The organism is Microvirga sp. CF3062, assembly GCF_036314045.1.
In the GTDB taxonomy this organism is placed as follows: Bacteria; Pseudomonadota; Alphaproteobacteria; order Rhizobiales; family Beijerinckiaceae; genus Microvirga.
On record NZ_JAYGGN010000011.1, the window covers coordinates 1 to 25,980 of the forward strand.

Genomic DNA, 25,980 nt, shown 5'->3' on the forward strand with positions numbered 1-25,980 from the left:
CGCGCCCGCCACATAGGCCCAGTCCACCAGAAGCGACGCGTCCTTCAGATCCAGAACACGACGGGCAGCAGGCTGGTGATGAACACTCATGACAGAACTCCAAAGAGATGAATGACGGCAGGTGCTCCGAGAGACACGCCTGAGAGAAAGAGGAGAATAAACACGATACGACGCATCGTGGTTGGCGAAACTGGAGGTGGCCAGCGACGCGCCGCATAGGTCGCGCCCATGACTGCCGGAATGGCAAGAAGGCCTGTCAGGTTCGAACCGGATGGCAGGTCGCCGGAGAGCACCACGAGACCGATACGGAACACGGCGTTGAGCGCGAAGACGGTAACAAGTGTTTCCCGGACCTTCACGAGGGACATGGGCTGGCGGTAGAAATGATAGACAAGCGGTGGCCCGGCGGTTGAGAACATCCCGCCCATGAGCCCGGCAATGGAGCCGAAGAAAAGAAACGATCCGTCACCGGACTGCTTCTCCAGAGGCTTCGGCTTTCGCGCCAATTGCAGGCTTGAGACGATGATTACGAGCCCGAGGATCAGGCGCAGGAGATCGGCACGGGTTCCGGCGAGCCATTCCAGCAGCCAATAGCCGACGAAGAGCATCGGGATGCTGGCCGCCATGACGAAGCCGAACTCTCGCCACGCCACATCGCGCCAGCCCTTCAGGAGCATCTGCGTGGCGTTTACCAGCGTGAGTACGCTCACGATCATGGCCGCATCAGGCAGCGATAGAAGACCTGTCAGCCCGACACCGCCCATGGTGATGAGGCCGAAGGCAAAACCCGTGAGAGTCTGAGCATAGGCTGCGGCGCCCGCCAGCAGGAGAAAGCCGATGAGCTCCACAACCGACATCGCTCAGATTGTCCTCAGGCTCGCGAACAGCTCTGCGAAACGTGAGCCGGCGCGGTAGAACACCGGCGGCTGGCCGAAAGGCGCAGGAACGGTCACGTCGCTTCCGCCCGCAAATGTCTCGGCGGTCCAGATATGAACCCACTCCGCTCCGGCGGGCAGATACGTGCTCCACTCGGTCTTCCCGGCCTGCGAGACGGGAGCCACCAGAAGATCCGCGCCATAGAGATAGGCATCCTGGATGGCATAGGTGCGGGCATCGTCCTCGAAATGGAGGAACAGCGGCCGCTGCACCGGCAGGCCCTGCGTGGAGGCCTCCCTCACGAGGGATTTCAGGTATGGCACCAGATGCACATAGACCCGTGTCATGCGGGCGAAATGGTCCAGCACCTGCGGGTCCTGGTCGATCTGCAGGTTCTCACGCGGGCGATTGCCCTCGTGGGTGCGCATGACCGGCGTGAAGGCTCCCATCTCGGCCCAGCGCATGATGAGCTCCGGCGTACGCACATTGCCGAAGAGGCTGGTATAGCCGCCGATATCCGAGTGATGGTAGGCATTGCCGAGGAGCCCCGATGAGAGCGCGCCCGAGATGACGGTCACAAGGCCGTCGTGACGGGTAAAGTCGACCGACTGATCGCCTGCCCAGAGCAGCGGGCAATGCCGCTGGACCCCCGTGAATCCGGCACGCATGAAGAACAGGGTCTCGCCTGTCTTCCCCCTGCTCTCGACGGCGCGGGCGTTCACCTCGGCCCAGAGCGTCGGCCAAGCATTGTGCATGACTTTGGCATCAATGCCGTTGGCGAGCTTCACGTCGATGGGAAGATACTCGCCGAAATCGGCCATCCATCCGGAGAGCCCGAAATCGATCATGTTCTGGCCGATGACACGCTCCGCGAACCATGTGGCTGCCTCCGGGTTTGTGAAGTCAACGACGCCGCAATCGAACTCGCCGAAATCAACGAGAGACGTTTGCCCATTCCCGTCTGTCGCGAAATAGCCTGCAGCTTCGGCCTCGGGGAAGAGCGAGCCGTCGACCGCCAGATATGGATTCACATAGCCGAGGAAGCGGATGCCGCGATCCTCCAGGTCGGCGATGCGCTGGCGCAGCGCCGGATAGCGGTCATCGTTCGCCTTCCAGTCCCAGAACAGGCGCGCGCCGAAGGAGGTGTGGCGCAGGCCCACCCAATCCTCGCACCAGAGGCCGGAGACCTTGGTGCCGGCAGCGATGATGCGCTCCAGCCGCTCGAATGAATTGGCACCGTCCTTCAAGCCGATGATCGCCCCGCCATAGACCCATTCCGGCAGCGGGGGCTGGCGGCCGAAGCGCTCGGCCATGGCCTCGACGAGATCAATGAAAGTTGGACGAGCGGTCAGCTCGATCTGTTCAGGCACCGTCCAGACCTCGATCTCGTGAAAGTCGCCTCGGCGGAAGTCGAAAGCCGAATAGGCGCTCGTCTCCACATGCAGCGCGTAGCGCCGCGATGAGAGATAGGTCGGCTGCGGATAGTTGGTGTTCCAGTAATCACCTCCCGACTTGCCGCTGACATCCGCCTTTAAGGTGATTTCCGTCGTCTTGTCGCGGCCCACGCCGGGCTCGGAGGTCCAGAGGGGAAACCGCCGGCCGCGCATGTCGAAATACGACATCTGCTCGCCGCCGCCCCAGACATGCTCGTCGTCCTCCGCCGCGACGTGGATCCAGAGCCGGTTGATGGCGGCATCGTCGGTGCGGAATGCGATGGTGCCATTCCGCTCGTCGCCCGACACCTGCAGGGTCAGGCGGGCCGGCTGGCCCGGTGCCGCTGAGAAGGCGATTTCCGAGCCTGACACCACTGCATGCGCCAGCGGCGTGCGCTCGACGACATAATCCTCGATGTCGAAATTGCCGCGGTACATGTCCATGCGCGCGTCGCCCTGGCCGACGAACAGGCATGGAGCATCGCTGCGGTGGCGCAGGATAAGCCTGCCGTCGAGAACGAGGTGGAAGCCGTCAGGAGTGGTCTGGATTTTCATGGCAATCTCAATTCTGCGTCAGGCCGGCATCGACGATGAAGTTCGCCCCCGTGCAGCCGCCGCTCTCATCAGAGGCAAGGAAGAGCGCCATTCTCGCCACATGGCTGGCGTCGAGCCGGAACTTCAGGGCCTGGAGGTCGAGGAACTGCTGGTTCAACTCCGGCGTCAGCCAGAGCGTCTTCTGCCGCTCGGTGAGGATCGCACCCGGCACGATGCAGTTCACCCGGATTCCAGCAGGTCCCAACTCTCGGGCAAGCGTGCGTGTCATCCCGTTGATCGCCGCCTTGGCAGTCGTATAGCCCACCATGCCGGGACGCCCGCGCATCCAGGAGATGGAGCCCAGCATGATGATCGAGCCGGCGCCGCGTGCAGCCATGCCCTTCGAGACCGCCTGCGTGGCGAAGAACTGATGATCGAGGTTGAGCGCCAGCATGCGCCGCCAGTAATCGGGCTCCACCTCGCCCATGTCATGCCGATCGTCCTTGCCGGCATTGTTGACAAGAACATCCACGCCGCTGTGATCATTCTCGATTCTGGCCAGTGCCTCGCGAAGGGCAGAAATATCGGCAACATCGCAGGGGTAAAAGTCGGCCCCCGTTGCGGTCGCCAGAGCCTCGCCCGGCTCCCTCGCTACGTCGATGAAGGAGACGCGCGCGCCTTGAGCGACAAAGGCTCTCACCATCTCCTCGCCGATCCCGGAAGCGCCGCCCGTGATGACGACCGAGCGGTCCGAGAGTGAGCAATATTGGGCGGTTGTATAATCGAACGACATGGCAATGCAGCCTTAAACGGAAAGATCGAATTCGTATTCGGGCAGCCCAGGCACATCGACCGGCATGGCGAACAGACTGCCGGAATGCGGAAGGGCTGCCAGTTCGTCCTCGGAACGGCCGGTGCGGGCGGACGTCACGTACAGGGTCTTCAGATCGGCACCGCCGAAGCAGACCATGGTGGGACACCGGGCGGGAACGGGATATTCGGCCAGCAGGCGCCCGTCCGGCGAATAGCGATGAATTCGTCCGCCCTCGAACAGAGCAGTCCAATAGCAGCCTTCCGCATCCACCGCCGCGCCGTCGGGACGGCCTCGATCGGTTTCAGTGGGCTGTAGACGCACGAACAGGGTCTTGTCCGTGGCCTCACCGGTCGCGGGGTCATACGCATAACGCCAGACAGTGAAGGTGGGCGTATCGGAGTGGTAGAGGGTGCGGCCGTCGGGCGAGAAGGCGACGCCGTTGGAGGTCAGAAGACCGCCAGCAAGTGTTGCCAGCCCACGGGAATCGTAGCGGTAGAGATGCGCCTTGCCGCCATCCTTGGGCTCGTCGATGGTGCCGGCCAGGAAGCGGCCCGCCGGATCGACGCGCCCGTCGTTGAACCGGCTCGTGCGCTGGTCTTCCGGATTGTCGGCAAGCTTACGCATGCGGTTGCCATCGTGGTCGAGCAGCCAGAGTCCCGAGCGAAAACCCGCAATGAAGCCGCCGCCTTGTCGCAGCCCGATGCACCCGATTTCCTCGGGCATGGAAAAGGTGCGGTGTGCGCCGGTTGCGGGCACAAAGCGGTGGAGCGCCCTGCCCTTGATGTCGACGAAGTAGAGCGCCTGCTCCTCGACGGACCAGACAGGACACTCTCCGAGTTCGGCCCGAAGGTCCAACGCAACGGCGAGATTCATGACAAGGCCTCCACGCCGAACCAGACCCGTGCTGTCAGGCGCTCGCCCGGCTTGAGGATTTTGAGTCCGTGATCGGTCGGGTCAGGCCGGTTGATGGCGTCGTTCATGTGGCTCACAGGCTCGACTGCGAAGAAATCACGCTCGTTAGGAACATACACCACGAGATGGCCAAAGAGCGGATCGGCCTCGATGCTCAAGGCGATCTTCTCCTGAACATAGGCGATGCGCGCCGTTCCATTCCAGCCTGAGAAGCAGTTGTCGAGACGCGGCTCGCCCAACTCGCGCATGGTCCGGTAGCTCCAATTGTCCGGAACCGGAATGCGGTCCATCGGAAGCGAATCCTCGCCGTTGGGATAGACACGCTCGGCTGCGAACTGCAAGCGAACTCCAGGGCGCTTCGGAAAGAACGGGTGCAGCCCCAAACCGGCTGGCATGGCGCGATGATCCGCGTTCTCAAGCAGTAGCGTGAGCGTCAATCCATCCGGAGAGAGCTCGAAAAGCTGCTCAGCGCGGTAGGCGAAGGGCCACCCCTCCGCCGCCTCTCCATCCGGACGGTGAGTGAGCGCAAGACGGCAGCGTGCATCATCCGCTTCCACGACCTGCCAGGGCTTCTGCCAGGCATTGCCATGGATGGAATGCGGGTGGTCGCCGAAGTTCAGCGCCAGCCGATGCTCGACAGCCTCGAACGAGAAGCGCCCCTGCGCGATCCGGTTGCTGTAGGGAATGAGCGGATAGCAGCTGGTCTGCCGCACCAATCCGTCGCGCAAGGCCTGCTCAGGAGTCTCCCGCATGAGCGCCACCCGATCATGCCAGAAGCCCGCAATGGCGCCTCCGATGGTTGGCGCCAGATCGAGCTTCAGAGCGCTGTTCCTGAGCGTGACGATCAGGATAACCTCCTCAAGGCTTTAGTAGGCCGCAGCGGGCGCGGCAGGAGCAGGTGCAGCCTCGCCCCTGAGAGCACCAAGCCACTCGGAGGCGCGGCTCGTCATCATGGCAATGTCAGAGGCCACCGCCACGTAGCTGTAGCCGTAACCGATGAAGCGCTTCACCATGTCCGGATTGGGACCGACGATTCCGACCGGCTTGCCGGCTTCACGTGCCATCTTGGCGGCCTTTTCGATCAGCGCCTGGACTTCCGCGTGCGCGATGTTGCCGATGTGGCCCATGGCGGCGGCAAGGTCGCCCGGCCCGACAAACAGGGCGTCGATCCCTGGAACGGCGGCAATCTCCGGCATCCGTTCGATTGCTTCGGGCGTCTCGAGCTGGACGATGACCGCGATTTGATCGTTGGCGCGCTTGAGATAGTCCGCGGCGCGGCCGAATCGCGAGCCGCGGTGCACGGCGGCCACGCCGCGCACGCCTTCGGGCGGATACTTGGCGAACGCGACCGCCTGGCGGGCCTCTTCGGCCGTCTGCACGAAGGGCAGCATGATCGTCTGGGCGCCCGCATCGAGCACGCGCTTGACAAGCACCTGATCGTTCCAGGCGAGCCGCACCACCGCGTCGGCCGGCGTGCAGCCGATGGCGCGCAGGATATGCGCCAGATCCGACACCTCGATTGGCACATGTTCCATATCGACGACGAGGAAGTCGAAGCCGCTGTAGCCCATCGCCTCGGCAGTCGCAGGGGCGGCTGCCATGAGCCAAGTGCCGAGCGGCGGCTTGGGGCCCTGCCCTTTCAGCCAGCCTTTGAAGCGGTTCTCGATGCTGATCATGGCAAACCTTTAAAAGATTGACGGCTCGGCCACGGGGCCGCGCGTGGACAGGAAGTCGAAGTCGCAGCCCTCATCGGCCTGGGAGACGTGGCGCTGGTAGAGGGCCGCAAAGGAACGCTCGTAGCGCAAGGCTCCCGGCTTCCATTCGGCGCGGCGGCGCTCCAGCTCCTTCTCGTCGACCCGCATGTCGAGGCGCCCGGCCTCCACATCGAGTTCCACAAGGTCTCCTGTCTTAAGGAGGCCGAGGGGTCCGCCGATTGCCGCTTCCGGCGCCACATGCAGGATGCAGGTGCCGTAATGGGTGCCGCTCATGCGGCCGTCACAGATGCGCACCATGTCGCGCACACCTTGGCGAAGGAGCTTCTTCGGGATCGGCAGGTTGCCCCATTCCGGCATGCCCGGCGCGCCCACGGGACCGGCATTGCGCAGCACGATGACCGTATCCTCCGTGATGTCGAGGTCGGGATCGTCGATGGTGCGGTTCATCTCGGCCGGGCTGTCGAACACGAGGGCGGGCCCGACATGCTTGAGGAATTTCGGGTTGGCCGCCGAGGATTTCATGACGGCGCCGTTGGGGGCGAGATTTCCGCGCAGTACCGCCAGCGTCTTGCCGCGAGAGAGCGGCACGACCGGGTTGTCCTCTCCGCGGATGACCTCGTCGTTCCAGCACTCGACTCCGGCGATGTTTTCGCCGAGCGTTTTGCCGTTCACCGTCACGGCGTCCTTGTCGAGATGCCGCTCCAGCTTCCTGAGCAGCGCCAGAAGCCCGCCGGCGAAGTAGAAATCTTCCATCAGATACTCGCCCGATGGGAAGAGATTGGCGCAGACAGGCACCCGACCCGCCATGTCGGACATGTCGTCAAGAGTGAGATCGACGCCGGCCCGGCGCGCCATGGCGATCAGGTGAACGGCGGCATTGGTCGACCCGCCAAGCGCCATGTAGGCGATGAGGCCGTTGCGGAAGCTCCTCGCGTCGAGAAAGCGGGAGGGTTTGAAGTCCTCCCAGATCATCTCGATGATACGCTCGCCGCAGGCCGAGGCCATGCGGGGATGACCGCTGTCGGCGGCCGGGATCGACGTCGCGCCGGGAAGCGTGAGGCCCATTGCGTCCACGATGGACGTCATGGTGGAGGCCGTGCCCATGGTGTTGCAGGTGCCGATAGAGCGGGTCATCCGGCTTTCGAGATCGACCCAATCGTCCTGAGTGATATTGCCGGCGCGAAGCTCGTCCCAATACTTCTTGGTGTGGGTGCCAGCACCCGTCTTATGTCCGCGCCATTGCCCGTTCGACATGGGTCCGGCCGGGCAGTAGATCACCGGGATGTCCATGCTGATCGCTCCCATGAGGAGGCCCGGCGTGGACTTGTCGCAACCGCCCAGGAGCACGGCGCCGTCGATAGGATGCGAGCGTAGCAGCTCCTCCACCTCCATGGCGAGGAAGTTGCGGTAGAGCATGGTGGTGGGCTTCACCATCACCTCGCCGACGGATAGAGCCGGCAGCTCCACCGGATAGCCGCCCGCCTGCCACACGCCGCGCTTCACCGCCTCTGCGCGGTCGCGCAGGTGCGAGTGGCAGGGGCTGAGATCGCTCCAGGTGTTGACGATGGCGACAACGGGCTTTCCAAGAAACTCCTCCCGCCGCATGCCCATCTGCTGCGTGCGCTGGCGATGCGCGAAACCGCGCATGTCGTCGGATGCGAACCAGCGCTGACTCCGCAGCTCTCCGATTGATCGGCGTGTCATTGCAAACGGTCCTTATCCCTTGATGCCGCCGGAAGTCAGTCCGGACACGACGCGCTCCTGGAAGATCACAATCAGGACCGCGACCGGCACGATGCCGACGACGAGCGCTGCCGAGATCACCGGCCAGGGGAAAGCGAACTCACCCTGATAGAGCGTGATGCCGACCGGGAGCGTGCGCAGGGCGGGGTTGGAATTGAACGAAAGTGCCAGCAGGAACTCATCCCAGGCGTTCACGAATGCCAGGATCCCTGCCGTGAATACGCCCGGTGCCGAGAGGGGCACCACGACCTTGAACAGCGCACCGATGCGAGTGCAGCCGTCGATCATGGCGGAGTTCTCGAGATCACGCGGAATGCCCTCGAAGAACGAGACCAGGATCAGGGTGCAGACCGGCAGGCTCAGCACCGTATAGGGCAGGATCAGAGCTACCCAGGTGTTGAGAAGGCCGAGAGCCCGCATGATCTCGAAGAGCGGGACAAGCAGCGTGACGAGTGGGAACGTCGATACCGCGATGATAGCCGACAGGATGAGATCCCGGGCCCGCAACTGAAGCCGGGCCAGCGCATAGGCGGCAAGCACCGATATGAAGAGCGTCAGTGCGGTGGACAGGATCGCCACCATGAAGCTGTTGAACAGGAACAGCAGCAGGGGCTGGTCTGTGAACGCGCGCAGATAATTCGCGATCGTCGGCGCATGCGGCAGCCAAGTAATCGGCTTTAGCGTCAGTTCCGATTCCGTCTTGAGCGACGTGAACAGAATCCAGAGCGCCGGGAACATGCCGTTCACGACCAGGATGAAGCCGATCAGGATGCGCAGGGGCTTGCCGGAGAAAAGCGAGCGGCTCGCAGTGGTGTCGTGGCTCATGGCTGTCACCCCTTGGCCCGGATCATGCGAAGGTAGACCGCCGTCACGCCCATGGAGAGGGCGAACATGACGACCGCGAGCGCCGAGCCATAGCCGAGATCGAGGAAGTCGACCGTGTTCTGGTGGATGTACATGGCGAGCGTCGCCGTGGAGGTGCCCGGACCGCCACGCGTCATGGTGAACGGGATGTCGAAGGTCTGCAGCGCCGTGATGGTGCGGAAGATCAGAGCCACGACGATGGCGGGCTTGAGCAGCGGCAGCGTGATCTCGAAGAACTGCCTCAGGCGCCCTGCCCCATCCACGTCAGCCGCCTCGTAGAGAGAGCGCGGGATTGTCTGGAGGCCGGCGAGGATGATGAGCGCCATGAAGGACGAGGTCTTCCAGACGATCGTGAGGCAGATCGCGGCAAAGGCCCAATTGGCGGAGTTGAACCAGATCACGCCCTCGATGCCGATGCGCCGAAGCACGTCGTTCACAACGCCGTACTCGGAATGAAAGAACCACGCGAAGATGAGACCGGCGAAGGAGAGCGGCAGAGCCCAGGGGATCAGGAGCGACAGGCGAACGGGCCACTTCACGTTGAACGGAAGGTTCGCCATCAGGGCGAGAGCGAGGCCGACGAATAGCGCGCCCGGAACGGTGATGAGCGTAATCAGTACCGTGTTCCAGGTCGTCTCCCAGAACACCGGATCCTCCAGCATAAGCGTGTAGTTCTCAAGTCCGGCGAAGGTTGCCGGCAAGCCGGAGGTGAGAGACAGGCTCTGGAAACTTGTCCAGATCAGGCGGCAGACCGGATAGACGATGATCAGCGTCAGCAGAAGCGCTGCCGGCATCAGCAGCAGCACGGCCAGAGTGCGCTCGCTCGGATCGAGAAACCGCGTCCACCATTTGGTGCCGCTCTCGTTGTGCGTGGTCACTAGGGTCGTTTCGCTGGCCGTTGCCATCGTGATCATCCCGCCCGGTTGCGACGTTGGGGTGACGGACGCCCGTAGGCGCCCGTCAAATGATTATTGCGGCTTGTCTTAGCGCAGCACGCGACGCAGGCGACCTTCCATCTGCGTTGCGCCTTCCTCAGGTGTCGACTGGCCGGCCAGAACACCGTTGACGGTGGTGCGGATGATCTCGCTGACCTCGTTGTAGCGCGGCGTCACGGGACGAGCCTTAGCGGTCTCGACGACGGGCTTGGCATTAGCGAACCACGGCACGGCCTTGGTCACGTCCGCATCCGTATAGACTTCCGGAAATTGCGGCAGCAGGGAAGCATTGATCGCCATGAACTCCGAAGTCTCGGGGCTCGACAGGTACTGGACGAGTTTCTGCGCCTCGGTCTTGTTGCTGGAATAGGCTGACACGCCCCATTCCCAGCCACCCAGGCAGGAGGCCGGCTGACCGCCCTGCACGGCCGGCAGCTTCACAACGCCGACCTTGTCCTTCACGGCGGACTCGGCGCCCTGGAACTGACCCCATGCATAGGACCAGTTGACGGCGAAGAGCACGTTGCCGGACTGGAACTCCTTGCGGGTGTCGTCGGTCGCCACTTCGGCGATGTTCTTCTTGGCGACGCCCTGATCGACAAAGTCCTTCCACAGCTTCAGCGACTTCACGGCCGCGTCCTTGTCGAAGGAGAGCTTGCCGTCGGAGACGAGTTGCTTGCCCATGCTCCAGTACGGCAGGAGGAAGGTGCAGACTGCGCCTTCGATGGCCTTGCCCTGGAAGGACAGACCCTGGAGGTTCGGATCCTTCTCGGCGTCCGTCACCTTCTTGGCCGCAGCCGCAAGCTCGTCCCAGGTCTGCGGCGGCTGAATGCCGTGCTTCTCGAGAAGATCCTTGCGGTAGTAGAGGAACATGGCATCGGCAAAGGCCGGCAGAGCCACGACCTTGCCATCGACCGTGTTGGCCTCGGCATAAGCCGGGAGATAGCGCTTCATGTAGTTGGCGGCATCGCTGCCGAGGACTTCGTTGAAGGGCACGGTCCAGCCGGCTGCTGCATATTGTGCCGGGCGGATCACGTCGAGGATCATGATGTCGAGCGACGAGTCCTTCGCCGTCATGACAGTGTTGAGGTACTGGGCCTGCTGCTCGGAGGTGTTGCCACCGGTCTCGATCGTCACCTTCACGTTCGAGTTCTTGGCCTCGTACATGTCGAAGGCCTTGCGCCATACGTCAGGGCGGTGCTGGCTCGAGACAAAAACCCGCAGGTTGGTCTGCGCTGTCGCGACGGATGCCGACAGAGTTACAGCCGCGCCCGCCAGAAGTAGTGTCATGGTTGTCTTGAGAGTCATCGTTTCCTCCGTGGAAGTTTGACGATGCCGGTTTCATGCCGGCACCCTTTGTTGAACCGCACCTTTTTAGGCGATGGCCCGTTCCGTTGCCGCATCGAACAGGTGGATCCGCGAAGGATCGACACCGATGGAGAGGTTCTCGCCGGGGCTCGGGCGCATCTCCGGCGCGACGCGCGCGGTCAGATTGGACGAGCCGAGGGCGAAATGGATGAGGGTATCGGAGCCCAGCGGCTCGACGACCTGCACCCGGCCTGACAGGGCATGGCCCTCGCCGGCCGGCACGAAATGCTCCGGACGGATGCCGACGACCACTTCACGTCCCTCGAGGCCAGAGGCTTTCACGACCGTGTGGCTCTGTAGCGGAAGGCTGGCTCCGCCGTCGAACGTCAGCTGTCCGCCGCGGATCGTGCCCTTGGCGAAATTCATGGCCGGTGAGCCGATAAAGCCGCCGACGAAGACGCTGGCTGGGGAGTTGTAAACCTCGTCCGGGGTGCCGACCTGCTCGATCTCCCCATTCTTCAGGATCACGATACGGTCGGCGAGCGTCATCGCCTCGACTTGATCGTGAGTCACATAGATGATGGTGGTGCCGATGGCCTGATGGAGACGCTTGATTTCCGTGCGGACCTGGCCGCGCAGCTTGGCATCGAGGTTCGAGAGCGGCTCGTCGAACAGGAACACTTGGGGACGACGCACGATGGCGCGCCCCATGGCGACGCGCTGGCGCTGCCCGCCGGAGAGCTGGCTCGGCTTCCGTTCGAGAAGCTGGGTGATTCCGAGCATCTCGGCCGCCTGGGTGATGCGCGGCTTGATCTCGGCGGATGGAATCCCCCGCACCTTCAGGCTGAAGGCCATGTTCTCATAGACGGTCTTGTGCGGGTAGAGCGCGTAATCCTGGAAAACCATGGCGATGTCTCGCTCGCGGGGCGGCAGCTTGTTCACCACCCTCTCGCCGATGCGGATCTCGCCGCCGCTGATGCTCTCAAGGCCTGCAAGCATGCGCAGGGTCGTTGACTTGCCGCAGCCAGACGGGCCCACCAGCACCACGAACTCGCGGTCGGCAATTTCCAGGTCGATGCCCTTTACGATTCGCAGGGCACCGTAAGTCTTCTCAAGCTTGCGGAAGCTGACAGACGACATGCTCCCTCCCTGTTGATTTGCGGCGCACTCGATCCCGGCGCACTTGCACATATGCCCCTGCGACGAATCCCAGGTTCTTGGCTCAGTAGGCGCATAATAGCGCTACGATAAGTTTTGCGCAAGCAGCTTTCAGGGAAGTCCCTTAGCGCCCGTGGATTAAGGCTTTAGCGGGTAATCTGGCATAATCTGTTGGAGAAATGCCATATCAGCACTATACTGTCGGAAAGTATTCTCTCGTAGCGCTACGAAAGGCAAGGCTGATGGATGCTGGCAACAGCTCGCAGAACCGCGTGCCCCGGAAGCGGCGCAAGATGCAGCGCGTGACGATGATGGATGTGGCCAAGCTCGCCCAGGTCTCCCCTTCCACGGTCTCGCTCTACCTTCGCAAGCCCGCCGCCGTTTCCCCTGCGGCTGGCCAGGAAATCGCCCGTGCCGTCTCGACCTTGGGCTATGTTCCTAATCTGGTGGCAGGCGGACTCGCGGCCGCATCCTCGAAGGTGGTCAGCATCATCGTACCGTCGATCCGCAACGCGTTCTTCGCCGAGACGGTGTCGACCCTGCAATCTGAGTTGGCCGCCGAAGGCCTGCAGGTGATCCTCGGTCATAGCGAGTATGGGGAGGATCAGGAGGAAGCTCTGGTTCGAACCGCCCTCTCCTGGGCTCCCGCAGCCGTCGTGCTGACAGGCCTGTCTCACAGCGCTGAAACCTGCAAGCTTCTGCGGGCGAGCGGGGTGCCTGTCGTCGAGATGTGGGAGATCGGCGCAAAGCCGATCGACATGGCAGTCGGTTTTTCACACCCGCAGGTGGGCGCGTCCGCAGCCCGGCACCTCCTGTCAAAGGGACGCCGCTCCATCGCGTTCCTCGGCGCCCGCATGCAGGAGGATCATCGCGCCGCCAAGCGCGCGAGCGGCTTTGCCGACGAGGCCAAGCACGCGGCGGAAACCGCAACCTGCGAGGTCATCAATCATCCAGGGGCAGCCACGGTCGAGGCCGGATCGCTCCTGTTGAGCCGTGCCCTCCAGCAGGTTCCGGACCTCGATGGCATCGCATGCTCGAACGATCTTATCGCCCTGGGCGCGCTCTTCGAGTGCCAGCGCCGGGAGATTGCCGTACCGGACAGGATTGCCGTGATTGGTTTCGGGGACCTCGATTTCAGTGCTTCGTGCATCCCCTCTCTCACGACGATCCGCCCTTCTGGCGACCTGATCGGAAAGGAAGTCGCGCGCTTGATTCTCGGAGGCATCCATAGCGAACACCCTGAAGGCGCCTCGCGCATCATCGATACGGGGCATGTTCTTATCGAGCGGCGGAGCACTTAAGCAGACCCACAGGTCGTACGCTTCTCAAAGACATTTTACATCACGTAGCAGCCCCCTACCTCTGGTGTTCAAGTGCCATCTGCGGCAGCCTGGGCGCAGAGACGCAGCTTCGTGGAGGCTCCCCGCTCCGACGAGACCTGTAGTCCGGCCTAAGTTTGAAGGAGCCGTTCGCATGGCCAATCGCCTGATCGCAAACCGTGACCGCTTCACAGATCGCCACCCCGAGCAGCGGACCCTCATCGGCAGCCGGGAATGGGGATATGTCCAGACAGGCGATGCGGGCCCAGCACTGCTGCTCATTCCGGGCACGTTGGGCCGCGGCGACATCTTCTGGCAGCAGATAGAGGCCCTGAAAGACCGTGCCCGCATCGTTTCCGTTACCTACCCTAAGAGCGGCGGCGTAGCAGAGTGGGCAAGCGATCTCGTGGAGCTTTGCGGCAGGATTGGCCTTGACCGTGTTACAGTGCTCGGCTCCTCCCTCGGAGGATACCTGGCACAATACTTCTCCGCAGCGTATCCGCATATTGTTGAGAGACTCATCGCGGCCAACACGTTGCACTCGGTTGCAGGAATCGCGGCCCGACCGCCCTACTCCTCCGATATCGAGAATGCACCGATCGAGGAACTCCGCGCCGGTTTCGGCCAGGGTCTCGGCACCTGGCGGGACTCTCATCCGGAGCAGGAGGATCTAGTCGATCTTCTGATGGCCGAAGTCGGTGGGCGGATCCCCGAGCAGGAACTGCGCGCACGGCTGAACGCGCTCAAACAGGGGCCGGAGCTGCCACCCCTCAGTCTGCCGCGGGACAGGATTGCAACGATCGAGAGCGCCGACGACCCTCTCATTCCGCCGCCGATGCGGGACGCTGTAAGAGCGCGCTTGAAGCCGTCAGTCGCCTACCGTTTCGAATGGGGCGGGCACTTTCCCTACGTGGCTCGACCGGATCTCTATGTATCGCTGCTCGAGGCGCAACTCGGGCTGTCCGTCACCCGCGAAAACTGGGGCGATGGAGAACTGCGGGCCAGGTAGCTGCACCTGGCCTGATATCAGATTATACCCTGCCGCACGAGGCACCGCGTGTGTGCTTTAACGCTTGCGCGACGCGATTGAACCTCAACCTTGCGGCTTGGTCTCGTGGCATAGCTGTGGGGTGTTGATGTTCCAGTTGCCACACTTATCGCAGGCCGTGACCAGAAGTCCGATGCTGATGGCGAAAGCGGCGCGGACGAGTTGTTTCATGTGAAGCCCCTTGATGTGACGCACCATATGAGAACACGCGCCTCTCTGCCAGCTTAGAGGCTCCCAAGCGTTGTAAAGCAACCGTGCTGCCGTGAGAGGGGGCCTGTTCAGGCCGCCAGTCTCGCCTGCTGCATGTGAACGATCCTGCGGACCTCGTCGCCCTCGATTGTCTCGTGCTCCAGCAACGCCTCCGTCAGGGCATCGAGGGCATCGCGGTTGTCCTCGATGCAGGCCTTCGCGGCCTCGTACATCTCGTCGATGATGCGCCGGATTTCCTGCTCGACCTCACGCGGAAGGTTGTCGCCCGCGCGGGTGACGCGCACCATGCCGATGGCCGGGCTCATGCCCCACTCGGTCACCATACGAGTCACGATGTTGGTGGCATGCGCGATGTCGCTGGCGGCACCTGTCGTGACCTTCTTCGGTCCGAACACGACCTCCTCGGCCGCGCGACCGCCCATGGCGACGATGAGATCCGCCTCGAGCTTCTCCACCGGGATGCAGAATCGGTCATGCTCCGGCAGCCGCATGACGAGGCCGAGCGCTTGGCCATGGGGAATAATGGTGGCGCTGTGCACCTGATCGGAGGCCGGGAGCAGGGTGGCGCAGAGCGCGTGCCCCGCCTCATGCACCGCCACAAGCTTGCGCTCTTCATCCGAGATGACGAGGGAGCGGCGCTCAAGGCCCATGATGATCTTGTTGCGGGCGGCCTCTAGGTGCTCGCGGATCACCGCCTCGGCCCCTTCACGAGCGGCAAAGATCGCGGCCTCGTTGAGGAGATTGCCGAGGTCGGCGCCCGAGAAGCCGGGCGTGCCCTTTGCGATGGAGGCAAGGCTCACTCCATCAGCCAGCTTGATGTTGCGGGCATGAACGTTGAGGATCGCCTCGCGACCGGTAATGTCGGGCAGCCCGATATGAACCTGGCGGTCGAAGCGCCCGGGGCGCAGGAGGGCCGCATCGAGCACGTCAACGCGGTTGGTGGCGCCGATGACGATCACGCCAGCCGTGGTGTTGAAGCCGTCCATCTCCACGAGGAGTTGGTTCAAGGTGGACTCGAACTCGCGGTCTGCCGCCGATCCCCCGCCCCCGCGCTTGCGGCCGATGGCATCGATCTCGTCGATGAAGATCAGGCAGGGTGCCTTCTTGCGGGCCTGCTCAAAGAGCTTGGACACGCGACCCTTGGCGATGCCGATGAGGGGCGCCGAGAAGTCGCTGCCCGACACAGCCATGAAGGAGACCCCCGCCTCCCCGGCTAGAGCCTTGGCGATCAGGGTCTTGCCGGTTCCCGGAGGGCCTACCATCAGCAGGCCGCGGGGAATGCGGGCTCCGACCTTAGTGAAGGCGTCTGCGTCCTTCAGGAAGGCGATCACCTCCTGCAGTTCGGCCTTGGCTTCATCCTGGCCTGCCACGTCGTCGAAGCGGTTCGGGATACTGCGGACCACCTTGGGCCAGCGGGAGGTCGGCTTGAAGTCGGTCTGAATGGCCAGCATGGCCAGCACAGCCAAAACCAGCACGATAGGCACGAGGATGCTCGCCATTTGGGCCGGATCGAAGCCGGGCTTCTTGAAATCGACCTCAGCGCCAGAGGCGGTAATCCGCTCGATATAGTCGGCGCTGACGAGACCGTTCGGCATGCGGACGAAGACATCCCTGTCTGCCAAGGAGACGGAGAGGCCGCCGCTTCCGATAAGAACCTTCTGGACCTTCTTCTGGGTCAGTTCACGTGTGAACTCGGAAAACGTGATCTCGGCGACCGGCTGCGCCAGATAGCGCGGGGCGAGGAATACGGCGACCGCAATCACCAGGGCAAGGATGGCGGCTGAAACAGCCACGCCTTTTTTGGACAGCAGCTGTCTGGCTTTTTCGAGAACGTTGGTCACCGGCGGCGCCCCCATAGCGCAGTTTGAATTTTTTGGAGGAGCCGCTGTTTAGTTTATTTTGACGCAGTTCGCAGTACGGCGAATGGGCACACCCACCGGATGGAGGGGGAGCCGCTCAGTTCAGCAGATCGCCATATTCCTTGTGGCGCCGAATCCAGGCGAAGGCATAACCACAAAGCGGTGTGATCCTCCGCCCCTCGGAGCGGGCGATTTCCGCCACTCCCCGCATGAGGTCTCCGGCAGCCCCTGTTCCGCGCAGGGGAATGGCGGCTTCCACATGCCGGATTACGAGGTTGGACCCGCGCCGCTCATAGGTCGCGAACGCGATCTGCCCATTCCGCTCCAGCTCGAACCGATGACCGTCCTCATTGTCCCGAACGTCGCTTCTCATGGCTCAACTCACCTGATGAACACTGTCAAAAGTCCAACGTGATCCGCCAGGCAGCGTTCCGCAAGCGGCCAAGCTTGAGCTGCCTGCGGGCAGGAACAATCCCAAGCGTGATCTGTTTCGGCCTAGCGGATAGGAGGACCAGCCAGCATGCAGACCGTGTTCCTGGATTGCGACGGTGTCCTGGCGGATTTCGACAAGGGCGCCGCCCGGATCTTCGGGATGACACCGGCCGCGTACGAGAAGCGGTTCGGCCTGAAGCGCTTCTGGTCGGAACTCGCCTCCGCCGGGGATTTCTTCAACAGCCTGGAGCCCCTGCCCGACGCCATGGAGCTGTTCGAGGCCGTGAGGCACCTCGATCCCGTGATCCTGACCGGCCTGCCCCGGGGCGACTGGGCTGAGCCGCAGAAGCGACGCTGGGCCGAGCGGCACTTTCCGGGCACGGAAGTGATCACGACGACAGCCGCCCTGAAGCGCCAGCATTGCCGCCCCGGCGATGCGCTGGTCGACGACCACGACAAGTACCGCCATCTCTGGGAGGGCGCTGGCGGCATCTTCATCCACCACACGAGTGCAGCAGCCTCAATCCGAAATTTACGGGAGCACGGCTTCATCTGAGCCGCGTTTCTCACTCCAAAGCCATCTTCCGTTCAAGCCCGGCCTGTACCGCAGGCCATTCGTCCCGGACAATGCTGTAGACCGCCGTATCGCGGATATGCCCGTCGGGCATGATCATGTGCTGGCGTAGGATTCCGTCGAGCTTGGCGCCGAGGCGCTCGATGGCAGCGCGCGATTGGTCGTTGAGGCGATGGGTCCGCAGTTCCACCGCGTTGCAGCCCAGCACCTCGAAGGCGTGCCGCAGCATGAGGAATTTCGCGTGGGTGTTGACGAAGGTCCGCTGCCAAGATTTCGCGATCCAGGTGGTGCCGATCTCGACCCGGTGATTGGCGGCATCGATGTTCATGTAGCGCGTCGAGCCGATAACCCGATTGCCCTCGTTCACGACGGTCGTGAAAGGTAGCGCAAGGTCGGCCTCCTGCAGCTCCAGGGCCTTCTGCACATAGGCCTCAAAACCCTCCGGCCGCGGCACGGTCGTGGTCTTCTTCGCCCAGAGCTCTCCGTCGCCGGCCGCCTCGCCCAGAGCCGGAACATCGGCGAGGCTCAAGGGCCTTAGGGTCAGACGATCCGTCGAGAGAGTCACGGGCTCGATATGCAGCATGGTGAAGGTGCCTTTATCCGATCTGCAGCTTTGTCTCCGATTCAGAGCAAACCCGCAACGGCCAAGGCAGCACCAGGAGACGACCGGTCTCCTGATGTGATGATCGGCAGCCGACGCAATACGCGTCAGCCCAGTAGGTAGACGAGGCCGGGCAGGCTAACCGCGAGAGCCGCCAGCGCCCAGGCGCCTACGGCCGATTCCCAGGCGACGTTGCCAGTCGCGTTCCGCAATCTCTGCGCGCAGGTCGAGGCATCCATCGTGCGCCCGCTGAGGCACGAGCAGAGGGCGTAGTGCGCCTGACCATCTGAGAGCGCAAAGTAGCGCATGGCATCGCCGAGCCTGTCGCCTGCAAGACCATCGGCGCGTAGGATCGGATCCTCGTAAGCGACCGTCAGCGGAGAGTTGTCCTCGCGGATCAAGGCTCTCTCGGCTGGCGGCTTATACTCGATCTCACCAAGGGAGTTCAGGGGGCGCTTCGGATCGCGTTCGAGCAGGTCGATCCAACGCTGAAGTCGTTCCTCACGGGACAAAGGTCTCTGCTGAACGTCGGCTACGCTACGGAGCTGATCAAGATGCTTGTGTTCCATCCATCTCCTCCTTGCCGAGCATCGGACCCAAGAGTGGATTTGCACTTTCGGGATCCAACCGATGCTCAATCCTCAATACTCAGACAACCGGATGGCTGAGTGAGATACCCGATGCTGCGCCTGCCCCGCGGCGAAAGTGCGACAGAGTGGGAAATCGACCAGCCTTGGGCTAGGCTGAAAGCCTCACGCGGGCACGGAAGCAGGGCCATGGCAGGAAGCGCGGAAGGCAGCAGCGGGCAACGCAGGCATTCGTGGAGGCTGGCGCCCTGGATCATCGCAGCGCTCCTCTTGCTGCTCCCCCTGATCGCGATGCTGTTCACCGATGACATGAATTGGGACGAGACAGATTTCATCGTGTTCGGTGCCATGCTGCTCGGCGCCTGCGCGGCCTACGAGCTGGCGGCAAGGATGACAGGAAACACTGCCTACCGAGCCGCCGTAGGCGTTGCGGTCGTGGCAGCCTTCATTCTCATCTGGATGAACCTTGCCGTCGGCATCATCGGGTCCGAGGATAACCCAGCCAACCTGATGTATGCCGGTGTGCTCGCCGTCCCGATCCTCGGTGGCCTCATCGTGCGATTCCGGCCTCATGGCATGGCGCGCGTACTGGCCGCGACAGCACTCGCTCAGACGTTCGTCGGGGTGATCGCCCTGATGGCCGGGCTGGGCTCCACAGGGGCGAACTGGCCACGGGTAATCGTGGCCCTGACCGGCTTCTTCTCCGCGCTGTGGCTCATATCGGCCTGGTTGTTCCGTAACGCGGCGCGGGAGCGAGCGTCCGCAGGCGCAGCGCCATAGGTCGAGGCCGCACCTGCGCGTTCTACTGTCCTGCCCTGAAACGGCTCTTCGCCCGGATCTCGCGACGCTAGAGAGCCGATGTCCTAATCCTCGGGCGCCTCGACGATAGGATCGTATTGGCTCGTATCCAGGCCCAGCAGGTTGAAGCTCTGCTGCATGTGCGGCGGCAACGGCGCCGTCACGTCGATGGGCTTGCCTGTCCGCGGATGGGCAATGACGATCCGGCGCGCCAGCAGGTGCAGCTTGTTCTGGATGCCGCCGGGCAGTTCCCAGTTCTCGATGTCGAAATATTTCGGATCGCCGACGATGGGATGACCGATATGCGCCGCGTGCGCGCGCAGTTGGTGCGTGCGGCCGGTAACCGGTTTGAGGGATAGCCAGGCGAGCTTCTGCGCCGCCGTGTCGATCACGGCGTAATAGGTCAGCGCGTGGCTTGCCCCCTCATCGCCGTGCTGGGCGACCTTCATGCGCGCATCGCCCTCCTCGCCTTCCTTGGCAAGGTAGGTCGAGACCCTGCCCTGCCGGACGCGCGGCACACCGGCGACGAGCGCCCAGTAGATCTTGCGCGTGGTGCGGGCGCGGAAAGACTTTGCCATCGTGGAGGCGGCAAAGCGCGTCTTGGCGATCACGAGGCAGCCGGCCGTGTCCTTGTCGAGGCGATGCACGAGGCGCGGCTTCTGGCCATCCTCGCCGGTCAGGGAGTCGAGCATCCCGTCCACGTGCCGCTTGGTGCCTGAGCCGCCCTGGACGGCAAGCCCCATCGGCTTGTTGATGATGAGGACGTCCTTGTCCTCATAGAGCGTGATAGACTTCAGGAAATCGCTGTCACCCTGGTCCTTGGCCGGGCTACGGGAGACCGGACGAGGCTGATCGAGCTTCAGCGGTGGCACCCGGACCTTCTGGCCGGCCACAAGGCGCTCGCTGGGCTGCGCCCTCTTGCCGTCAATGCGCAGTTCCCCCTTACGGACGATGCGCTGGATATGCGTGAAGGCAAGCTGCGGGAACCGCGCGACCAGGAAGCGGTCGACGCGCATGTCGGCTTCGTCTGGCTCGACCACGAGGGTCTGCACGCCTGTCGCCAGAACCTCCTGGGCCTCCGCCCTGGCTTGGGCTCGCGTCTGGCGTGGAGCCTCCGCAATCGCGGGCTTTGCCTGTGGCCGTGCCGCGGCGGGCTTCTCGCGCACGACTGAGGGCGCCCGCGTCTTGGCCGCAGCCGATTTCATGCCGCGCGGCTTCGCCGGGGCTTTGCGCGCAGGTTTATCCTCCCGGGAGCGAAAGCCCTGCCGAGATTCCTTCCGCCCGCCACGGGCACCATTCTGTCCTGAACCGCTTTTTCTCATGATCCGTGGGTACCAGAGCGCCGCGCAGGCGGCAATCGAGGTTTAGGCTGTGAACGTACGGATTAACGCCAGACCGGCGAGCAATCCGACAATCGAAAGAACAACCGAAGCTCCGACATAAGCCATAGCTAGCCCAGCCTGCCCCCGCTCCCAAAGCATCACCGCATCGAGGGAAAAAGCCGAGAATGTGGTGAACCCGCCAAGGATCCCGGTGGTCAGGAAGAGCCGCAGAGGCTGGCTCCATCCTTCGTCGCCCCTTAAGGCGAGCCAGGCGGCAATGGCCCCCATCAGAAAGGAGCCGACGACGTTCACCGTCAGGGTTCCCCATGGGAATGCCGCTCCGCACATCCGGGCGCAGCCGACATTCACCCCATGGCGTAGGGTTCCGCCGATGCCGGCGCCGAGGAATACGAGGAGGTAGGAAGACATGAGGCGAAGCTAGCAGCCTGCCTTCTGTTTGAACAAGGCCAGATCTCGTTCGACGCTCTCCAGATCCTGCCCCTTCACTTGGGTGATAAGCCGGCAGGCCTCAGCGCGATTTCCGGTCTGAAGTGCCGCCCAAGCCAGGTTCATACGGGGCACAGCCCAGCCTGGAGTGTCCTTCACAGCCTGCTCGAGCAGAGCCTTCGCTTCAGCGGGACGGCCCGCGATCAGAAGCGTCCGACCATGATCCGCTGCCAGCGGCGGGGCCGGCGACTTCATGCGAGCGGCCAGCCGGAAGAGCTCATCGGCATAACCGAAGTCTTTGAACCGGGCGGCAGCGACGAGTGCGAAGCCATGATAGACACCGCTGTGCTGCGGATGGAGCAGGTAAGCCTGATTGAAGCGCTTGGCCGCGGTAGCGAAGTCATTGTCCGACAGGAACGCCCGCATGCCGGCATCGATGGCCGTGCCCGCCGCCCGTGTCCTGTCCGGAACTCGCTCCAGCACTGCGTCGACAAGCTTTTTGTCGGCTGCCTTCTGTGCTTCGTTCTTATCGGCAAAATTGAAGAAAGGCGCCTCGTTGTCAGGCACCCGGTATGTCTTGCGGGTCACGCTGATACCCGGAGCGACCTCGGCTTTCTGAGCCTGCGCCAAAGTCGGGACAGCGGCTGCCAACAGCCAGACTAATAAAGGAACCAGCTTCTTCATCTGCATCTCCCTGCCCTTGCAGCATAGCAACGAAGAAGCGAGCGCGATACAGAGTTACTTCTGTCTGTCTTTCCTAAGCCTCTCCCACCAATCCAGCCGCTTGCGGATCTCCCGCTCGAAGCCACGGTCCACAGGGTCGTAAAACGATTGCCGACCGAGCTTGTCCGGCCAGTAATCCTGACCGGAGAAGGCATCCGACTCGTCGTGGTCGTAAGCATAGCTCTCGCCATAGCCGATCTGCTTCATGAGCTTGGTCGGGGCGTTCAGGATGGTCTTGGGCGGCATGAGGGAGCCGTGCTCCTTGGCCACCCGCGTGGCGGATTTGTAGGCCGTATACAGGGCGTTCGATTTCGGCGCGGTGGCGAGGTAGACCGCCGCCTGGGCAAGCGCCAGCTCCCCCTCCGGCGAGCCGAGGAAGTCGAATGCGTCCTTGGCCGCATTGGCGATGACCAGCGCCTGGGGATCGGCCATGCCGATGTCCTCCACGGCCGCCCGCACCAGCCGGCGGGCGATGAAGAGCCGGTCCTCGCCCGCGTCCAACATGCGCGTCAGGTAATAGAGCGCAGCATCAGGGTCGGAGCCACGGATGGTTTTGTGGAGGGCGGAGATGAGGTTGTAATGCCCTTCCTGCCCCTTGTCGTAGATGGGCGCGCGGCGCTGGATGATTTCCTGCAGCTGTTCCGCATCGAAGACCTCGCCGGGCTTGGCCGAGCGCCAGACCTCCTCGGCCAGCGTCAGCACGGCGCGCCCGTCGCCATCCGCCATGCGCACGAGAGACGCCCTCGCCTCCTCGTCAAGCGGCAGGCTCTTGCTTGTGATCTCCTCGGCACGAACCAGGATCTTCAGGATTGCGTCTTCGTCGAGGGACTTGAACAGGAGCACCCGGGCACGGGAGAGCAGCGCCGCATTCAGCTCGAATGACGGGTTCTCGGTGGTCGCCCCGACCAGGGTGATCGTGCCGTCTTCCATGACGGGCAGGAAGGCGTCGAGCTGGGCTCGGTTGAAGCGGTGGATCTCGTCGACGAAGAGCAATGTGCCCGTTCCCATGGACCGGCGGTGACGGGCCGCCTCGAAGACCTTCTTGAGGTCTGCCACGCCGGAGAAGATCGCCGAGATCTGGTCGAAATGCAGATCCGTCTCATGGGCCATCAGCCGGGCGACCGTGGTCTTGCCGGTGCCGGGAGGCCCCCAGAAGATCAGGGAGCCGAGGGACTTCGAGGCGATGAGCCGGGTGAGGATACCGTCCGGCCCCACGAGATGGTCTTGGCCGACCACTTCGGAGAGTTTTGTCGGCCGCATCCGGTCCGCCAGCGGACGGGGCGCGTTTTGGTCGAGGCCGGCAGAGGAGAACAGGTCGCTCATGATCCTTCAGAGCTTAAGCGAGCATAAATGCCTGGGTCCAGACGAACCATGATCCTTTCAGGGTTTTCGGGAGTTTCAAAGCCATAGTGTTCATAAAGCTTGTGCGCATTCCTCGTCACCAGCATCCATCGGCGAAGTTGTTGAAGCTCAGGGTGCTCGATGATAGCGCCCATCAGCGCTCTTCCCGCCCCCTGCCCGCGCACGGTCGCACAGACAAAGACATCGCAGAGATAAGCAAAAGTCGCCTTGTCCGTGATGACACGGGCAAAGCCTCGAAGGTTCCCGGTTGCATCGTGTAACGCGAAACAAAGGGAGTTCGCCACGGAGCGCTCGAAGAACGTGCGTGGCAGGCCCTTGGCCCAGTAGCTCTCGGCCGAGATCCAGCCATAGGCGGTGTTGATATCCCGGGCTGAAAGTTCGTTCGAGATCGCCCAAGTCATTATCGCCCCAGCACTGTCGTGAAGGTCCGTCCGCCGCGGCTGACCGTGATTTCCCAATAGCCACCGTTCCGGTTTATCAGGCGATCCGCATCCCGGGTGTTCGCAACCCGCTCGCCGTTGATGGCGACGATCTGATCGCCCTTCTCGAACCCGACGCTGGCGGCAACGCTGCGTTCCTCCAACTCGGCAACGACGACACCGTCGTCGGCAACGTCGATCTGCAGTTCGTCGGCCACAGCCGGCGACATGTTGACGAGGGTCGCCCCTGTAAACGGCGTTTGCCCACGGCTGCGCACCGGATCCCGCGGCGGGTTCTCGGGTGGTGGCATGAGCTTGACCTGGATCGTCGTCTGCTTTCCACCCCTCAGAACGGTCAGCGGCGCCTGCCCCTTGGTTCCTTTGAGGGTAAAGCGGTAGCCGAAGGAATCCGGGTTATCGACCGGTTGCCCGTCGACCTCCAGGATGGCATCGCCACGCTTGAGGCCGGCCTCGGCAGCCGGCCCCTTGTCATAGACGGCGGTGACGAGAACACCGGTCGGGCGCTCCAGACCCAACCCGCTGGCGATATCGCCATCGACGGGCTGGAGGCGCGCGCCGAGCCAAGGCCGCACCACGTTCTTGGCGCCGCCTCTGGCGGAATTGAGCACCACGCGGACCATGCTGGACGGTACGGCGAACCCGATACCGATGCTGCCGCCCGACCGGGAGTAGATGGCCGTGTTGATGCCCACCACCCGGCCGTTCATGTCGATGAGGGCACCGCCCGAGTTGCCCGGGTTGATGGCGGCATCTGTCTGAATGAAGAACTGGTAGTCGGAGATGCCAACCTGGGTCCGTGCCAGGGCCGACACAATGCCCTGCGTGACCGTCTGGCCCACACCGAATGGATTGCCGATGGCCAGCACAATGTCACCCACCTGAAGGGCCTCAGAGTCGCCCAGCTCGACAGCCTGGAGGTTGGTGGCGTCCTTCAGCTTGAGCACGGCAATATCCGTGCGGGAGTCGCGCAGCAGGATATCGGCCTCAAATTCCCGCCGGTCAGCCAACGCCACCTTCACTTCGTTCATGTTCTCGATCACGTGGTTGTTCGTGATCACAAGACCTGAGGAATCGACGATAACGCCCGAGCCGAGCGAGCTCTGAGATCGGCCGCGCGGAACGCCCGGCGCGTTGTCGCCGAAGAAGCGGCGGAAGTAGTCCTCGATGGCGGCATTCTGCCGGCGGTCGTTGCGCTTGGCATAGACGTTGACCACCGCCCCCGCAGTCTGCCGAACCACGGGCGCAAAGGAGAGCTGAACCTGGGCCTTGCTCTCCGGCACGACCCGCTGCGTCTGGGCCTGCGCCTCGGCAATTCCTAGAGCGAGCGCCATTACGGCAATGGACAGGCGAAACGGCATAAAGCGCATGGTCTCGAATCCCTCGAACAGCGATGCACTTCGATAGAACGCAGGGCACAAAATACCAAGCTCCACCGGAAATATGGGGAGACCAGTTCGCAAACAAAAAGGGCGGCCCGAAGGCCGCCCTGGATCGTGTGGCTTGTGCCGAGATTACTCGGCGGCTTCGATGATCTCTTCCTTCATGGTCGGACCTGAATCCTGGCCGCGCGCATCCACGTCGCGTTCCACGAACTCGATCACGGCCAGAGGGGCATTGTCGCCGTAGCGGAAGCCGGCCTTCAGGACGCGGGTGTAGCCGCCATTACGGTCCTGGTAGCGCTTGCCGAGAACGTCGAAAAGCTTCTTGACCATGGCCTCGTCGCGCAGCTTCGACATGGCGAGGCGGCGAGCATGCATGTCACCGCGCTTGCCCATCGTGATCAGCTTCTCGACGACCGGACGCAGGTCCTTGGCCTTCGGAAGCGTCGTGACGATCTGCTCGTGCTTGATCAGCGCTGCCGCCATATTGGCGAACATGGCCTTGCGGTGTTCGGTCGTGCGGTTGAAGCGACGACCACGGAATCCGTGACGCATTGGCTTTCTCCTTGATTTTACGGCCGCCGTGC

The 25,980-nt window shown here is 63.1% G+C and carries 27 protein-coding genes; 4 read left to right on the forward strand and 23 right to left on the reverse strand.

The window, feature by feature from the left end:
• Window positions 1–86 precede the first annotated feature (86 nt).
• The 11 genes from VB618_RS17785 to VB618_RS17835 form a co-directional block, all read right to left on the reverse strand.
• Complete coding sequence (locus VB618_RS17785) at window positions 87–857, reverse strand: sulfite exporter TauE/SafE family protein (RefSeq protein WP_329798084.1); 771 nt, start codon at window positions 855–857, stop codon at window positions 87–89.
• A gap of 3 nt (window positions 858–860) precedes the next feature.
• Window positions 861–2,864 (reverse strand): alpha-glucosidase, encoded by a 2,004-nt coding sequence (locus tag VB618_RS17790; protein WP_329798085.1) that lies wholly within the window; start codon window positions 2,862–2,864, stop codon window positions 861–863.
• Window positions 2,865–2,871: 7 nt separating this feature from the next.
• Window positions 2,872–3,636 (reverse strand): SDR family NAD(P)-dependent oxidoreductase, encoded by a 765-nt coding sequence (locus VB618_RS17795; RefSeq protein ID WP_329798086.1) that lies wholly within the window; start codon window positions 3,634–3,636, stop codon window positions 2,872–2,874.
• A gap of 12 nt (window positions 3,637–3,648) precedes the next feature.
• On the reverse strand, window positions 3,649–4,530 hold the full coding sequence (locus tag VB618_RS17800) for an SMP-30/gluconolactonase/LRE family protein (protein WP_329798087.1): 882 nt from the start codon (window positions 4,528–4,530) through the stop codon (window positions 3,649–3,651).
• Window positions 4,527–5,420: an aldose 1-epimerase gene (locus VB618_RS17805; RefSeq protein WP_329798221.1), complete on the reverse strand. Its 894-nt coding sequence runs from the start codon at window positions 5,418–5,420 to the stop codon at window positions 4,527–4,529. The genes VB618_RS17800 and VB618_RS17805 overlap by 4 nt, the downstream gene beginning before the upstream one ends.
• A gap of 15 nt (window positions 5,421–5,435) precedes the next feature.
• Window positions 5,436–6,245, reverse strand: coding sequence for an HpcH/HpaI aldolase family protein (locus VB618_RS17810; protein ID WP_329798088.1), 810 nt, complete (start codon window positions 6,243–6,245; stop codon window positions 5,436–5,438).
• 9 nt (window positions 6,246–6,254) lie between these two features.
• Window positions 6,255–7,988 carry an L-arabinonate dehydratase gene (gene araD / locus VB618_RS17815; protein WP_329798089.1) on the reverse strand — a complete coding sequence of 578 codons (1,734 nt, stop codon included), beginning with the start codon at window positions 7,986–7,988 and terminating at the stop codon, window positions 6,255–6,257.
• A 12-nt stretch (window positions 7,989–8,000) separates the two neighbouring features.
• Window positions 8,001–8,852 (reverse strand): carbohydrate ABC transporter permease, encoded by an 852-nt coding sequence (locus VB618_RS17820; protein ID WP_329798090.1) that lies wholly within the window; start codon window positions 8,850–8,852, stop codon window positions 8,001–8,003.
• 5 nt (window positions 8,853–8,857) lie between these two features.
• Window positions 8,858–9,796: a carbohydrate ABC transporter permease gene (locus VB618_RS17825; RefSeq protein ID WP_329798091.1), complete on the reverse strand. Its 939-nt coding sequence runs from the start codon at window positions 9,794–9,796 to the stop codon at window positions 8,858–8,860.
• Between the two features lie 78 nt (window positions 9,797–9,874).
• Window positions 9,875–11,134: an ABC transporter substrate-binding protein gene (locus VB618_RS17830; RefSeq protein WP_442931849.1), complete on the reverse strand. Its 1,260-nt coding sequence runs from the start codon at window positions 11,132–11,134 to the stop codon at window positions 9,875–9,877.
• Window positions 11,135–11,200: 66 nt separating this feature from the next.
• Complete coding sequence (locus tag VB618_RS17835) at window positions 11,201–12,274, reverse strand: ABC transporter ATP-binding protein (RefSeq protein WP_329798092.1); 1,074 nt, start codon at window positions 12,272–12,274, stop codon at window positions 11,201–11,203.
• Between the two features lie 260 nt (window positions 12,275–12,534).
• Between VB618_RS17835 and VB618_RS17840 the strand changes: the two genes are divergently transcribed.
• Window positions 12,535–13,593, forward strand: coding sequence for a LacI family DNA-binding transcriptional regulator (locus VB618_RS17840; protein WP_329798093.1), 1,059 nt, complete (start codon window positions 12,535–12,537; stop codon window positions 13,591–13,593).
• Between the two features lie 172 nt (window positions 13,594–13,765).
• Window positions 13,766–14,620 (forward strand): alpha/beta fold hydrolase, encoded by an 855-nt coding sequence (locus tag VB618_RS17845; RefSeq protein ID WP_329798094.1) that lies wholly within the window; start codon window positions 13,766–13,768, stop codon window positions 14,618–14,620.
• A gap of 84 nt (window positions 14,621–14,704) precedes the next feature.
• Here VB618_RS17845 and VB618_RS17850 read toward each other — a convergent pair whose 3' ends face one another.
• The 3 genes from VB618_RS17850 to VB618_RS17860 form a co-directional block, all read right to left on the reverse strand.
• Window positions 14,705–14,830: a hypothetical protein gene (locus VB618_RS17850; protein ID WP_329798095.1), complete on the reverse strand. Its 126-nt coding sequence runs from the start codon at window positions 14,828–14,830 to the stop codon at window positions 14,705–14,707.
• 107 nt (window positions 14,831–14,937) lie between these two features.
• Entirely contained in the window at window positions 14,938–16,710 is a 1,773-nt protein-coding gene (gene ftsH / locus VB618_RS17855) for an ATP-dependent zinc metalloprotease FtsH (RefSeq protein WP_329798096.1), read from the reverse strand.
• A gap of 115 nt (window positions 16,711–16,825) precedes the next feature.
• Window positions 16,826–17,101: a GNAT family N-acetyltransferase gene (locus tag VB618_RS17860; protein ID WP_329798097.1), complete on the reverse strand. Its 276-nt coding sequence runs from the start codon at window positions 17,099–17,101 to the stop codon at window positions 16,826–16,828.
• 147 nt (window positions 17,102–17,248) lie between these two features.
• Between VB618_RS17860 and VB618_RS17865 the strand changes: the two genes are divergently transcribed.
• Window positions 17,249–17,716 (forward strand): 5' nucleotidase, NT5C type, encoded by a 468-nt coding sequence (locus VB618_RS17865; RefSeq protein WP_329798098.1) that lies wholly within the window; start codon window positions 17,249–17,251, stop codon window positions 17,714–17,716.
• A gap of 10 nt (window positions 17,717–17,726) precedes the next feature.
• Here VB618_RS17865 and VB618_RS17870 read toward each other — a convergent pair whose 3' ends face one another.
• Both VB618_RS17870 and VB618_RS17875 read right to left on the reverse strand, forming a co-directional pair.
• Entirely contained in the window at window positions 17,727–18,317 is a 591-nt protein-coding gene (locus VB618_RS17870; protein ID WP_329798099.1) for a GNAT family N-acetyltransferase, read from the reverse strand.
• Between the two features lie 125 nt (window positions 18,318–18,442).
• On the reverse strand, window positions 18,443–18,904 hold the full coding sequence (locus tag VB618_RS17875; protein WP_329798100.1) for a hypothetical protein: 462 nt from the start codon (window positions 18,902–18,904) through the stop codon (window positions 18,443–18,445).
• 207 nt (window positions 18,905–19,111) lie between these two features.
• Between VB618_RS17875 and VB618_RS17880 the strand changes: the two genes are divergently transcribed.
• Entirely contained in the window at window positions 19,112–19,702 is a 591-nt protein-coding gene (locus VB618_RS17880) for a hypothetical protein (RefSeq protein WP_329798101.1), read from the forward strand.
• A gap of 83 nt (window positions 19,703–19,785) precedes the next feature.
• Here the strand turns inward: VB618_RS17880 and VB618_RS17885 are convergent, their stop codons facing one another.
• The 7 genes from VB618_RS17885 to rplQ all read right to left on the reverse strand — a co-directional run bounded on the left by VB618_RS17885 (window position 19,786) and on the right by rplQ (window position 25,948).
• Complete coding sequence (locus tag VB618_RS17885; protein ID WP_329798102.1) at window positions 19,786–21,042, reverse strand: RluA family pseudouridine synthase; 1,257 nt, start codon at window positions 21,040–21,042, stop codon at window positions 19,786–19,788.
• Between the two features lie 42 nt (window positions 21,043–21,084).
• Complete coding sequence (crcB, locus tag VB618_RS17890) at window positions 21,085–21,471, reverse strand: fluoride efflux transporter CrcB (protein WP_329798103.1); 387 nt, start codon at window positions 21,469–21,471, stop codon at window positions 21,085–21,087.
• Between the two features lie 9 nt (window positions 21,472–21,480).
• A complete protein-coding gene (locus VB618_RS17895) occupies window positions 21,481–22,173 on the reverse strand; it encodes a tetratricopeptide repeat protein (RefSeq protein ID WP_329798104.1) in 693 nt (230 codons plus the stop codon).
• A 54-nt stretch (window positions 22,174–22,227) separates the two neighbouring features.
• Complete coding sequence (locus VB618_RS17900) at window positions 22,228–23,535, reverse strand: replication-associated recombination protein A (RefSeq protein WP_329798105.1); 1,308 nt, start codon at window positions 23,533–23,535, stop codon at window positions 22,228–22,230.
• A complete protein-coding gene (locus VB618_RS17905; protein WP_329798106.1) occupies window positions 23,532–23,975 on the reverse strand; it encodes a GNAT family N-acetyltransferase in 444 nt (147 codons plus the stop codon). Before VB618_RS17905 ends, VB618_RS17900 begins: the two co-directional genes overlap by 4 nt.
• Window positions 23,975–25,381, reverse strand: a complete 1,407-nt coding sequence (locus VB618_RS17910; RefSeq protein WP_329798107.1) for a Do family serine endopeptidase — start codon at window positions 25,379–25,381, stop codon at window positions 23,975–23,977. The genes VB618_RS17905 and VB618_RS17910 overlap by 1 nt, the downstream gene beginning before the upstream one ends.
• Before the next feature lie 144 nt (window positions 25,382–25,525).
• A complete protein-coding gene (rplQ, locus tag VB618_RS17915) occupies window positions 25,526–25,948 on the reverse strand; it encodes a 50S ribosomal protein L17 (protein ID WP_329798108.1) in 423 nt (140 codons plus the stop codon).
• Window positions 25,949–25,980 lie beyond the last annotated feature (32 nt).